The 13,199-nt window shown below is 33.3% G+C and carries 13 protein-coding genes and 1 tRNA gene; 6 read left to right on the top strand and 8 right to left on the bottom strand.

The window, feature by feature from the left end; genetic code table 11:
• Nucleotides 1-608 precede the first annotated feature (608 nt).
• On the top strand, nt 609-1,112 hold the full coding sequence (locus tag WCG23_00860) for a hypothetical protein (GenBank protein ID MEI8388410.1): 504 nt from the start codon (nt 609-611) through the stop codon (nt 1,110-1,112).
• Nucleotides 1,112-3,400, top strand: a complete 2,289-nt coding sequence (locus tag WCG23_00865) for a hypothetical protein (protein ID MEI8388411.1) — start codon at nt 1,112-1,114, stop codon at nt 3,398-3,400. The genes WCG23_00860 and WCG23_00865 overlap by 1 nt, the downstream gene beginning before the upstream one ends.
• 8 nt (nt 3,401-3,408) lie before the next feature.
• Here the strand turns inward: WCG23_00865 and WCG23_00870 are convergent, their stop codons facing one another.
• Both WCG23_00870 and WCG23_00875 read right to left on the bottom strand, forming a co-directional pair.
• A complete protein-coding gene (locus WCG23_00870) occupies nt 3,409-4,179 on the bottom strand; it encodes a hypothetical protein (protein MEI8388412.1) in 771 nt (256 codons plus the stop codon).
• Nucleotides 4,180-4,235: 56 nt separating this feature from the next.
• Nucleotides 4,236-4,309: transfer RNA gene (locus WCG23_00875), tRNA-Arg, on the bottom strand.
• Nucleotides 4,310-4,435: 126 nt separating this feature from the next.
• Between WCG23_00875 and uvrB the strand changes: the two genes are divergently transcribed.
• Nucleotides 4,436-6,436 carry an excinuclease ABC subunit UvrB gene (gene uvrB, locus WCG23_00880; GenBank protein ID MEI8388413.1) on the top strand — a complete coding sequence of 667 codons (2,001 nt, stop codon included), beginning with the start codon at nt 4,436-4,438 and terminating at the stop codon, nt 6,434-6,436.
• Between the two features lie 28 nt (nt 6,437-6,464).
• Here the strand turns inward: uvrB and WCG23_00885 are convergent, their stop codons facing one another.
• The 6 genes from WCG23_00885 to WCG23_00910 form a co-directional block, all read right to left on the bottom strand.
• Nucleotides 6,465-6,866: a response regulator gene (locus WCG23_00885; protein MEI8388414.1), complete on the bottom strand. Its 402-nt coding sequence runs from the start codon at nt 6,864-6,866 to the stop codon at nt 6,465-6,467.
• A gap of 157 nt (nt 6,867-7,023) precedes the next feature.
• The gene (locus tag WCG23_00890; GenBank protein ID MEI8388415.1) at nt 7,024-7,608 is read right to left on the bottom strand and encodes a cob(I)yrinic acid a,c-diamide adenosyltransferase; all 585 of its coding nucleotides are present in this window, start codon (nt 7,606-7,608) and stop codon (nt 7,024-7,026) included.
• A gap of 150 nt (nt 7,609-7,758) precedes the next feature.
• Nucleotides 7,759-8,991, bottom strand: coding sequence for a hypothetical protein (locus WCG23_00895; GenBank protein ID MEI8388416.1), 1,233 nt, complete (start codon nt 8,989-8,991; stop codon nt 7,759-7,761).
• Nucleotides 8,992-9,291: 300 nt separating this feature from the next.
• Nucleotides 9,292-9,882, bottom strand: a complete 591-nt coding sequence (locus tag WCG23_00900) for a LemA family protein (protein MEI8388417.1) — start codon at nt 9,880-9,882, stop codon at nt 9,292-9,294.
• Nucleotides 9,883-9,885: 3 nt separating this feature from the next.
• Nucleotides 9,886-10,596 carry a hypothetical protein gene (locus tag WCG23_00905; protein MEI8388418.1) on the bottom strand — a complete coding sequence of 237 codons (711 nt, stop codon included), beginning with the start codon at nt 10,594-10,596 and terminating at the stop codon, nt 9,886-9,888.
• 3 nt (nt 10,597-10,599) lie between these two features.
• A complete protein-coding gene (locus WCG23_00910; protein MEI8388419.1) occupies nt 10,600-11,388 on the bottom strand; it encodes a TPM domain-containing protein in 789 nt (262 codons plus the stop codon).
• Nucleotides 11,389-11,552: 164 nt separating this feature from the next.
• Between WCG23_00910 and WCG23_00915 the strand changes: the two genes are divergently transcribed.
• The 3 genes from WCG23_00915 to WCG23_00925 are packed head-to-tail and all read left to right on the top strand — an operon-like array spanning nt 11,553 to nt 13,192.
• The gene (locus WCG23_00915) at nt 11,553-12,119 is read left to right on the top strand and encodes a DUF366 family protein (protein MEI8388420.1); all 567 of its coding nucleotides are present in this window, start codon (nt 11,553-11,555) and stop codon (nt 12,117-12,119) included.
• A gap of 3 nt (nt 12,120-12,122) precedes the next feature.
• Nucleotides 12,123-12,905 carry an SPOR domain-containing protein gene (locus tag WCG23_00920; GenBank protein MEI8388421.1) on the top strand — a complete coding sequence of 261 codons (783 nt, stop codon included), beginning with the start codon at nt 12,123-12,125 and terminating at the stop codon, nt 12,903-12,905.
• 11 nt (nt 12,906-12,916) lie between these two features.
• Entirely contained in the window at nt 12,917-13,192 is a 276-nt protein-coding gene (locus WCG23_00925) for a hypothetical protein (protein MEI8388422.1), read from the top strand.
• The last annotated feature ends 7 nt before the right edge of the window (nt 13,193-13,199 follow it).

Below are 13,199 nucleotides of genomic sequence, written 5' to 3' on the forward strand. Positions count from 1 at the left end.
GAGAGTATGCAAATTAAAATTAAAATATCATTTGCCGAAAAACTAATCGGCAGAACTCTTAATCTATCTGGAAAAGTAATTGTGAAAATTACTAAATAATAGCAATATTGAGGCTTAACAAGAAGAAAAACAAGGACGAGGGCGCCCAAAAAAGAAAGCAATAGGTAATGGACAGGAAAAAACAAAATTAACGATCCGAAAACAAATGCTATAAGAATAAATATTTTATCCAGCTTATTAAATTTATTCATAAATTATTATGTACTTATTTAATTTTTTGCTTAAGTTATACAAAAATTAAAAACTGTTTTTCAGCTTAAAACTATTATCGATGCATAAAATAAGTTTGTCAAAATAATTTTCTATGAAGCAACTCTGGACAATCTTTACACAAGTCTGGAGTACTTATACATAAGTCTGGACTATCTTTTCATAAATTATAATTTTTTTCAGCTTATACAAAGTCTTTAGGCATAAATAAATTCTTAACCAATTAAACTATCTTAACGCTTTATTCCCTAAATAGCAGGTATTTTGCCATGTGTTACCCTGAAGCTGTAGTTATATTTACAAAAAATTTTTATTTTTATTTAAGAAAGGCGGTTTAAATGTTCGGGTATGATTCACTTTTTAAGGCTATTTACGATGCGCTGGGTTCTGATGTTAACTTATCAGCTATTAAAACAAATACTGATAATATAGAAACTCGTTTAAGTAATGTAGAATCAGATTTAACAACATTAAAAATACACACCCCATGGGCGGAATTAGCAAGCACAGGTGTTTTAATACCTACTAATTACGGTAAAGGCACTATAAATTCTGGTTCATCAGCTATGGTGCAACCCGAATATGTTGTACCAGCAGGTCATGTTTGTTATGTTAAAACTGTTGGCTGGGCAACAACAGGATTTGCTACTGTAAGACTTGATATTATAATTGATTCTGTTACAACTGGTATATATTTAGGTGGCGGAACGCAGGGTTCAGCTAATTTAGACGGAGTTATAAGAGTTCCTGCCGGTGGCGCAATAAGATTATTTATAAATAATGAAGCAGGTGCTACCATAAGCCAAATTAGCAGCCTCATAGCAATATCGGTAGCCGAATAATGACTTTTATACAACCTAAAGCTTACCAAAACTGTATAGTAGATTTAAGAGCAGGTCTTGATGCAAATAACGGAGTCTTATATAACTATGCAAAAGATTATAACCCTGCAAATGCGGCAGGAGATGCCATTATTTCAGGTTTGCCAGCACCTTATGTCAGCGGAAACGGAACAGATTCCCCTTATTATATAAGATTATTAGGTGACGGCAGTAAAATTTCCATTGACCCATCCTCTAAACTGCATTTAGGAAGTACCGTAACAGTTGAATTTATCTTTGCCGTTGAAGACGATTTAATGGAAAAATATAATGATTATGATGTTAATAAGGAATATTTTCATTGTATGAAGGCAGGTTCGTGGAGTTTATTACAAAATGGTATTCAATTTTATGCTTCCGTACAATCTATTGGTACTTTAATCGGCTATGGTTCTGAAAAAAGCACTTATGCCAATGAAATTAATCAATATGCAATAACCTATGATAATAATAATCTATTACAATATTTTAACAGAATGCCTGTAATGGAAACCCATGTAGCAAGAGATATGACTTATCTTAACGAAGGCGATGGGATTATTATACAAAGTTTTTATGGAAAACCTTTGAGGGTATACGGATTAAGAGTTTACAATAAAATTTTAACCACTGAGGAATTAACATACAACTATAATCTTATTTTTAACACGAGCCAAACAAGCGATTTACTGGTTTCCAATGAAATTACAAAGACATTGCCTGATAATTTTGTCGGAACAAATTGGTTCGGTCCGTGGGAAGATACAGACCTTGCAAAAATACTTATTGATAATTTAAACAGCAAAAACCAGATGGATATTTTCGCAAAAAACATAAAATTATCAGGATTTGATGTAATAAGATTCCCTGGAGGAGCATCGGTTACTTATACTCACTACGGAAAACCCTATAGTGACCTGTGTCAGGGCGTACATAATTTTTGTGTAAATAATGATTTGCCTGACTGTACCCCGAAAACCGAATCATCAATAATGTTTCCTGATGCTGTACTTGATTTTTGCAAAAATCATAACTTTAAAGTCCAATATCAGCTTAATATTGACACATATTTTGACAGTCAGGACAATACCGTTAAATATATAAAAAATGATAATGTTATAGAGGGCTCTAGAGATTACGGTTCTGGAACTGTTGACTGGACAAAAATGGAGATTGCAAGTAATACCGCAAAGGCTCTTGTTCAACACATTGTAGATTCAGGCTATAGTGATGTTATTTATAGTTTTGAAATAGGCAATGAGAACTATGGTTCTTGCGGTGGTTGCGGGACTTATAGCGGTTCTGAATACGCCAGAATTTGCGATTTATTTATTTCAAAAATAAGAGAAATAAGTCAGGATTTTAAATTTACTGTTATTGCTAATGATAAATACGATGTCCCCACTGACCCTGCTAGAGCTTATATAACAAATCCATTTTTTACAAGAGATTTGGTTAATAGTTCTTATTTTTCTCCGTACAAAAATGATGACAAAATAATCTATTCGCCTCATCACTACCCTATGAAGCCTTACTATTTGTCTTCTAGCCAAACAATGACTAATTTTGACAGATATTGCGATATTATTCTTAACGGATCTGTTTTTGACTGTAGAGAAGTAGACAAGTATCTTTCAGAATTAGGGGTTACAAATCCAAATATTGTGGTCGGAGAATTTAACTCTATTAATACAGGAACTGCATTTTTTCAGACGTGGGCTTCTGCTCTGGGAGTTGCCAGATTTATTATTTCAGCGGCAAATAACAGCGGAACATTAAAAATATTGCACTTCAACCTTTTTAAAACGTGGAGAGGTATAACTTTTGATGGCGGTTCTTTTGGAACAATGCAATATTCAACAAATAAGAAAGATTTAGCAAGTTTATTTGTCAGATTCCCTGTTAGTTATGTAATATCACTGCTCAATAAATATATATTTAGAAATATACTGAATAATAATTCAAAAACACAGGGTGTTGAGTCTGTAATAAGCAGTCAGGGCAACTATTACAGTATCGTAATTTTCAACGGCAATATTGACAGAACAATAGCACTTGATTTAGGCGGTTTAAATTTAAATTTTGTTCAAAAAATTGTACTGGGTGAAGATGTTCCGCTTAGTTTTGCTCCGCTTTCTAGTGCTGATAATAACGACAATCCTGCCACTATCAAGACAATGAAAACAAAAATAGATAAAACCCCTATAGACATTAACAGTATTAGCCTAAAAAGTAATACTTTGACGGTGTTGTTATTACGTAAACAATAACAGCTAATTTATGCCTTTTTGTTAAATATTTCGTTGTTTAAAAATTCATTCACAACTTTAAGACTATTTGGAAAATACAATTCAACAGTTTTTGAATTATTTACTTTGTTAAAAGCCAATCTGAACAATTCTGCAAAAGTTTCAGTGATTGCTGTCTGTCTGATTTGCTTTGGTTTATTATCCTGTACAAAATGTCTTAGACTTAGATTTTTGTCATTTTTTATTATTTCATAATTTTTTTTAAAATCTTTTTCATACGCATTGATAAACTCTTGAGTGCTGGAGTAAGTCAAATCTTTTAAATCATTTATATTTCCAAAATTTTTGTATGCATCAATAAAATGCCCGAGTTCATGATATAAAATTGCTCCTATATGTTCTGTTTTTAAATTTTTTGAAAAAAGTACAATTCTTCTAATTTCATCACTCATAACACCGCGTGATTCTTCGTCAAAATCAATTTTATATCCATAATTATTGTTAATTGTTTGTTCCAAATAAATGTCAGAAAACTTATAACCGACAAAAACGGACATTGTTTTATCAAGAAACAGTTTTGTGATTTCAATATTTAAATTTTTTAATTCATCTATTAGAGTTTTTAAAAATTTTTCATCAACATTTAACCCATTTTGAATTTCAAGAGGAATTTTTAAATCATTATCAATGATAACTTTTGGATTATCAAAGATTTTTAAATTATATTTAGAATTATTCCAATTTTCCATATTATTACCATTGAGATTTTGTTTAACAACTCTAATTTGCCATAATAACATAAAAAGCTCAGCATTTTGTTGAGCTTTTTATGAAAAATATAAATTAAATTTATATACACGCTTGGAGGGATTCGAACCCCCGACCTTCTGGTTCGTAGCCAGACACTCTATCCAGCTGAGCTACAAGCGCATAATCTATTTAATTTTTCTTAAAATAAATATAGCATAAACATATAGACACAATCATGATAAAGAAAAAATTTTTACTGTAAAACGAAGAAAAGATGTTTACACAAACTTATAGTAAAATGTTTTTATGTCCAGACCTTTACAAGTTATATCAAAATATGCTCCTGCAGGCGATCAGCCGAAAGCCATAAACGAACTTTCGGCGGGGATAAAATTTGGCTACAAAAATCAAACTTTGCTCGGAGTTACCGGCTCCGGAAAAACTTATACTGTTGCACATGTTATTCAAAATATTCAAAAACCGACTTTAATAATTGCCCACAATAAAACACTTGCAGCACAACTTTATAACGAAATGCGAGAGCTTTTCCCCAATAATGCGGTTGAGTATTTTATAAGCTATTACGACTACTATCAACCTGAAGCTTATATTCCGAGAACAGATACTTACATTGAAAAAACCTCCAGTATTAATGATGAAATCGACCGTTTAAGGCACAGTACTACAAGAAGCCTTTTTGAAAGGCAGGATGTAATTGTAGTTGCGAGTGTAAGCTGTATTTACGGACTGGGTTTACCCGAAAATTATTTTAAAGGCTCCATAAAAATTTCTGTAGGCGATTCTGTAGATAGGGATGAGCTTTTAAGACATCTTGTAAACGTGCATTACGAAAGAAATGATATTGAACTGGAACGAGGTTGTTTCAGGGCAAGAGGTGATTTTGTAGAAATAAAACCTGCTTATGAAAATATAATAATAAGAATACAGTTTTTTGGCGATGAAATAGAGAAAATTTCACGAATTAATCCAACGACAGGTGAAATTATTGAAATTTGCGCAAGAGTTGTTATTTATCCCGCTGTTCATTATTTATCAGGAGATGAGGATACTAAAGAAACCTGTCAACTTATTAAAAATGAATTAACTGAACGTGTTAACGAACTTAACAGCCAAAATAAGATTCTGGAAGCCCAAAGACTTCTTCAACGAACACATCATGACTTAGAAATGATTAGAGAAGTCGGATATTGCAACGGAATTGAAAATTATTCAAGAATTTTTGAAAGAAGAGAAGCGGGAACACCTCCTGCAACTTTGATTGATTATTTTCCCGATGACTTCTTGCTTATAATTGACGAATCACATGTAACTATTCCACAGATAAAAGCAATGTATAACGGCGACAGAGCAAGAAAAGATGTGCTTATAGATTATGGTTTCAGGCTTCCATGCTCAAGAGATAACAGACCTTTAAAAGCAGAAGAATTCTGGAAAAGAATTCAACGGGCAATATTTGTCTCTGCGACACCGGCGGAATATGAACTGGGTATTTCCGAACAGGTGGTCGAGCAAATCATTAGACCTACAGGGCTTATCGATCCGGAAATTGATATTCGCCCTATAAACAATCAGGTTGATGATTTAATTGTGGAAATCAAAAAAAGAGCTGACAAAAAAGAGCGCATACTTATTACCACTTTAACCAAAAAAATGTCTGAAGACCTTACGGATTATTTTTTACAGCTTGGAATCAGGGTAAGATATTTGCACAGCGAAATTCAATCTCTTGAAAGAGTGCAAATCCTTAGAGATTTGAGGCTTGGGGAATTTGATGTCCTAATCGGGGTAAATCTTTTAAGGGAAGGTCTTGATTTGCCGGAAGTAACCCTTGTTGCAATTATGGATGCTGACAAAGAAGGCTTTCTGCGGTCGGAAACAAGCCTTATTCAGACAGTGGGAAGAGCCGCAAGAAATTCTTACGGAAAAGTTATAATGTATGCCGATAAAATTACTAACAGCATCAAAAAAGCCACTGAAGAAACCGATAGAAGAAGAGAAATTCAGAAAGAATATAACAGAATCAATAATATTACACCTAAAACTATTGTTAAACCCCTTTCTAACAATCTTTTAGAGATGGTAAACAGTTTTCGCAGTCTGGAAGATGTTATTGCAGAAAAAATGGTTGAAATAGACGCAAAAATAAGCGATCTTCCCAAAATAATAGAAAAACTTGAAAAAGAAATGCATTCCGCCGCTAAAATTCTTGATTTTGAAAAAGCTGCAGAAATTCGTGATAAATTAAAGCAGCTCCGAGAAATGCACAAAGCTTTTTTGAATAAATAAACCGATAATTATTGTAAAAACCGTCTTGTTAAGAGCAAAATCTGTTCTTAAGATTTTGAGGGATTTTACTCATGTGCATAATTTTATTAATAGTTTTTAAAAGCGTCTCAGAGGTTATCGGTTTTACAAGAAAACCTTTTGCTCCAATTTGAATTGATTCAATTATCAGGTTTCTCAACGCCGTTGAAGAACAAATAATAACATTTGCATTTTCGTCCTGATTTATTATTTGATCTAAAATAGCAATACCGTTGGCGTCCGGCATAACTATATCAAGCAGAACAATATCAGGATTTAAGTCTTTGTACAAGGCTACCGCATCTTGCCCATTTTTTGCCTCGCCAATAATTTCATGTTGTTCTTTTTCGAGGAACTTCTTTAAAATAGTTCTCTGTACTGTAGAATCATCAACAATTAAAACTTTAGCCATTCCTAACCTCTAAATTTAGTTACTGCCTCTACTATATATAGAATTCCCAAATTTTTTATAAAATAACCCCTATATTTTCGGTTTTTATATATTTTACATTTGTTAATAATTTGTATACGTTTGTTGTTATATAAATATATATAGCATTAACAGCTTTTTAGTATTCAATACCTTTGCGTGCAGTAACACCTATGTCCCAATAATGTTTAATAGGGCAGATTTCCGAAACAAGATGCGACAGTTTTATTATCTCAGGATGGGCATGCCTACCTGTAAGAACAATTTCAAGAGCCTCCGGTTTATTTTTAAGAAAATCTTTCATTTCTTCAAGACTTATTAACCCCAGCTCTATAGCAATGTTAGCTTCATCAAGCACGATAAGATCAAACTCTCCTGACGCTGCAGCCTGTTGTGCTGCTTTCCAGCCGTAATTAACAGCGTTTTTATCTTCATCAGAGAGATTGTTTTTATAGACAATTCTGTCTATTCCTGCCTGAATTATTTTTAACTGATTCATAAGTTTCGGGCTGAGTTCTCTGAAAGAAAACAACTCTCCATATCCATTCCCGCCTTTGGCGAACATGACAATAAGAACTTTCCAACCTCGACCTAATGCTCTCATTGTTAACCCGAGAGAGGCAGTGGTTTTTCCTTTGCCATCACCGGTGTAAACCTGAATATAGCCAATTTTATCAAACTTTGGATTAAACAGTTCTTCTGATGAAAGTTTTTCATTATGCATGACTTAAAACCTTATGAAAAATCATGTTCATGATATGGCTCAAAAAAAGTCAGGTCAAGTATTCTTTTGTCCACACTTGACGGGCAATAGTCATGAAATATTATTTTTTTGAAACCATGCAGTATTTTTCTTACTTGTTAATAACTGAAATCAATATTCATTGGAATCATAATTTTGTGCAGCGGGTTCATTTGATAACCCGTCTGACGAGTCACCTTGAGATATAGAAGGTTTAAGAACAGCGACCATTGAAGATATTGCTGCATCTGCTTCTTTTTTTCTATTTATAGTTTCATTTATTTTAGCTATTTTTTGCAAGACTTCAGGATTAAGAGGAGTCATTGCTCCATCTATTGCTGCTTTTGTAGCCTCTGTAATAGAAGTCCCTTGTTCCAGAGCATCTGTTACTATAGCCTTTGCTATGCCTTTTCTTGCTGCGGCTATATTGGGGGCATGCTCAGCGGTTAGTTCTGTCATCCTGGCTTCTACATCTTGTACTATTCTTGCTACATCTTCAGCGACCGAATCACCTTCTGTACTGGCAACAGTATCTGTAATTTCTGGTGCTGCACCTCCTATTCCTGCGGCTGCCGCTGCTCCACGGACAAATCCAGGTTTGGTTACGTTAGAAAGGATTTCCTGAAAAGCGTTTGGAATATTTTTAATACTTTGCCATGTAGCTTCAATAATATTAAGATTTTTTCCTGTATTTATGCCGGCTGAAGTTAGAGCCGAATTTGCAGAATATACGGAAATACCGCCAATACAAGTACCTGCCCCAATATCATAAAAAGATTTTTCTTTTTCGATATGATCTTTAGCCTTATTAAATTTGCGAATACCTTTATATGCCTGATATGCACCGGTTGCAAGACCGAACGCCACAAGCAATATTCCTACTGGACTGTGTCCCTTTGCATTTTTGCATTTGGCATTCAAAAATGTTATCCCTGCAATAGCACCAGCACCAACCGCCATATTAGTCGGACTGGAAATCAAAGTAGTTGCCGGAGATATTGCACCTTTGCCAAAATTCTTTGCCGCTTCTTGCCAATTTATATTATCTTTTTTAACATGTTTTTTTGAAGATTTTTCTTTTTTTACTTCATTATCAGATTCTTCTTTTACTTTTTTTGAAGGTTTTTCGCTTTTAACTTCGTCATCAGATTCTTCTTCGCTTGCTTTTTTTGAAGATTTTTCTTCTTTTACTTCATTATCAGATTCTTCTTTTACTTTTTTTGAAGTGGAAAGGTCCAGTTTATCTTTTTCAGCTTCATCTTCACTACCTTTAAATCCCACTTTTAAAGGCTGCTTAGGAGTATTATTTATTGATCTTATATTTGTTCTAAATGTTGGTGTATTCAGAACCAAGTTATTCATCATTTTTTCTCCGATGCTTTAATTGACTTCTTTCCAATTAGTTAAAGTGCTGTAAAAGAAAAAATTGCTATTTTGCCGCCTTAAATTTTACATAAATTTACAATTATTTAAGAGCCTATCTTGTTAAAAATATAAAAATCGAGATATACAAGTTTGATAGGCTCGTTTTAAGGACTGCGGTTAAAATCGTAAACGGCTTGTTTGACAAGGCGGTTTTGATTTTAACAAGACAGCTTGTAAACTTATTTTCTGCATAAAAAAAGAGATGAGAAAAAGCATCTCTTTTTTATGATTTATATTTTCTTAAAATTGCACGTTTGGAGAGGATTTTTTAGCTTCATCAGCCTGAAAATATTCTCTTTTTTCAATTCCGATCATTCCTGCAACAATATTTGTCGGGAAAACTCTTATTTGGCCGTTTATAATCTGAACATTGTCGTTAAAATCCTTTCTTGCAACGGCAATCCTATTTTCTGTTCCGGCAAGTTCATCCTGAAGATTAATAAAAACTCTGTCAGCTTTAAGTTGAGGATAATTTTCAGATATTGCAAGCAATCTTGAAAGAGCTCCAGACATTTCGCCTTCTGCCTGACCGATTTGTTTCATATTTCCTGATTTAATTGCACCTGAAAGCTTTGATCTTGATTCAGCCACAGAAATATAAATGTCTTTTTCGTGTTTTGCGTAGCCTTTAACTGTACTTACAAGGTTTGGAATTAAGTCGCCACGTCTTTGCAGTTGGTTTTCTACCTGACTCCAATTAGAGTTGACCGATTCATCGAGAGTTTGAAGTCTGTTATAAATTCCTATAAAATTCATAAAAGTAATCACTAATAGAAGTCCTATTACTCCTAAAACTATCAAAACAGTATTTAAAGCGCCTTTTCTTTTCATTTTTTATTCTCCTATTTCTACATCATTTATAAACTTATAAAGCAGATCCGTACTATTTACAGCCCTTTGTACAAGCCCTTCGATTTTTTGCGGCGTGAATTTTCTTTTGTTTTCCTTTGCGGATAGTATTTCAACAAAAATTTCTCCGTCAAACTTTGCTTTTTCGGCTATTTTTTGTATGACTTCGCTGTATTCATCTGGAGCCGTGACATCAAAAAGATGTAACGCTGATTTTAAAATTCTGATAAGCTTTGAGGAAAGTTCTTCCAGATTTTTTACAATAAACTTGGGATTATCACTATTTCCAAGATAAATTTGTCTTATTCTCACAAGAAGATTTTTGATTTCATATTCGCATTGAAGCCTCAAGTCATATTTTGAAACAGATATAGGATCTACAACATTTTTACCGTAAAGAATTTCATAATTATTTTTAATTTCGATGTACTCTATGGGATAAACATCTGCCGAATTCTGCCATTCGCTTTCGCTCATAATAATAGGGAGAGCATTTTTCGCTTTTATCCATTTTTTTATTGCCACAATGGCATTTTTTATGTCAGAAGCTTCCAGCTTATTGAAAATAACGATAATGTTTTGCCCTGATTCCTCTTTATATTGTTCACTATCTGTATTTTGACCGTAAAGTATTACCGAAAGAAGATTTTCGCCATAAATATCTTTTAAGTCTTTAACTAAAATTGTACTGCTCATAATTTACCAGCCTCCTGAAGCGCCGCCGCCACCAAAACCACCACCGCCAAAACCGCTAAAACCACTTGAGCTTCCACCAAAACCTTCTCCGTAGTTGGTGTAGCCTCCTATGAAAAGACCTCTGCGCGGCAGAACGATAAAAAGAATTATAAATATTAAAAATATAAAAATATCCGAGCCTGATGTTTTTTCCGGATTTGTTTGAGAAGATGACGGCAAATTTGATAAAGAATTAAACTCGGAAGGCATTGTAACATTATAAGCTTTTGAAATTTCAGAAGCTATAGCAAAAGTTCCGTTAATAATCCCTTTTTCCGTTTCTCCCTGTTTAAAAAACGGAATCATGTAATCATCTCTGATTCTCCCTGCTTTACCGTCGGGGATTATTCCTTCAAGACCATAACCTACTTCTATGCGCATTTTCTTATCGCCTGTTGCAACAAGAATAACAACACCGTTGTTTTTTCCTTTTTTACCGACTCCCCATTTGCGACCTGTATCAAGAGCAACATCTTCAATACTATTGCCTTTTAGCGAGGGAAGAGTAATAACGGCTACTTCTGCACCCGTTTTTTTATCAAGTTGTTTAAGATAAGAATCTAAATTATTTTTATTTTCAATTGAAATTACACCCGCAAAATCATTTACATACCCTGCTTCAGCGGGGATTTTTAATTGTGATTTAGAGAGATTATTATTTTTGGAGTTATTTGTTATTAAAGAAATTATTACGATGGCTAAAAATACTATAATAATTAAGCCAAAAGCATTTCCTTTTTTTCTTTGAAACATAATCAGACATTTATTTAAATAGTTTACTCAATTAAATTGTAGCAGATTTTTAAATAATCGGAGGGAAATCTGCAACTAATTTATAAAAAACTTTTTGTTATCTTTTTGTTGCGGTAAAATGTTTTTATCAGGAAAGAAAATGTAAAAGATAATATTGGATTTTTATGAAATCAAAATTTATAGAACATGAAATTTGTTACACAGGAAAAGAACTCGCGCCTCACTGGATATACAAAAATTTTAATATTAAGGGAGATGCTGTTGTTGGCTTTATAGGGGAATGTGAAGTTAAACTTCCTGAAATGGTTGATATTTCCGATGTGCTTTCAAACAGCCCTATTTATAGTAAAAAAATGGTTCATTTTATCGTGGAACATTTTAATATTGCTCTTGTTGAAGGAGTTTTGAGGCAAAGACTACTTGTAAGTATTGCCGGAGAAGTCATTGGGTCTAATTTGACAAATAATGATAAATTAATACGAAATGGCGATGATTTGTTTTATAATAATGGAAAGTTGTCAGTTTCTATTGCGGGAAAGTCTTTGAATTCAGTTTTAATTCATCTGGGAATAAACATTGATTCGGTTGATGCACCTGTAAAGGCTGCAGGTCTTGAATCAGAGATGAATATTAAAAATCATGAAGAAATTGCACAACAAATTATGCTAAATTACTGTAAAGAATGTGATGAAATAATAAATGCTTCCTGCAAAGTTCGAGGAGTTTTTTAAAACATGAACACTAAACAAATTGATAAAAGATCAAAGAGCAAAGATAATTTGCAAAATAAAAACAATTTAAAACCTTTAATTTTTACATTTTTAGGAACTTTTATAGTTTTCTTTTTTGCCTTTACTGTATTATTGCCAATTTTAACCCCTCAAGTTAATATCCCTGCGCTTACAGATGAACATTCGATGGATTCAGTAACAAGCAATGATTTTAAAGGAAGGATTGATCCCCGCCTTAGTTCTATTGAACAGGAAGAAGATGCAGCTCCTCCAAAATTAAAAATGGAAATTCCTGCTAAAGATCAGAAAGCTCAGGACCAGCAAACTTCTTCTGCTCAACAAAATGTTGTTGATGAAGACTCTGTAATAGATGATCCGCAGGAACCGCAGGACTCTATTCCTGCTGAAGCAAATAATCCTGATTATAATGTTCCCGATAATTATACAAAAGCTCTCCCACCTCAAAAAACACCTAATAAAGTTGTAAAATCTGCGGCTATAGCAAATATTCCGCCAAGACCACAACCTTCTCAACAATATGCAGGGGAAACGGCAAAACCTGTAACCATGTCCAAAGTCGTCTTAGGAAGCTACGCCACTCCTATGCAAGCAAGACTTGTTTCTGATACTTTAATTGAAATGGATTTAAACGTTGCACCGTTTATTAAGGAAAAAAACGGCAGGTACGTGCTTCAGGTAGGATCTTTTTCGGACCCTGCAAAAGCTGAAAGTCTTATTCAGGAACTTAAAAGCAAGGGATTTGATGCCAGAGCCGTTAACGAATAAAGTGTTTTTTTATGACCAATTTGATTTTAATGATAATTATTATAGTGGTAGGCAGTTATTATAAAAACAAATACAATAAAGAATATGCTTTACCAATTGTAGAAGAAAATGCCGACCTTTCTTTTATCAGTAAAGCCAGCATTATTATGCTATTAATAGCAGGCATTTTTGCTTTTATAAGTCCAAAAGTAACTTTTTTAATTCTGATATTATTAATTCCTTTTGTTTTATATCTCAATTTAAAAACGACTTGGCTTGCTTTTATCAGAAAAAATAATAAACAATAAGGGCATT

Source organism: bacterium (assembly GCA_037147175.1).
Classification (GTDB): domain Bacteria; phylum Cyanobacteriota; class Vampirovibrionia; order Gastranaerophilales; family UBA9971; genus UBA9971.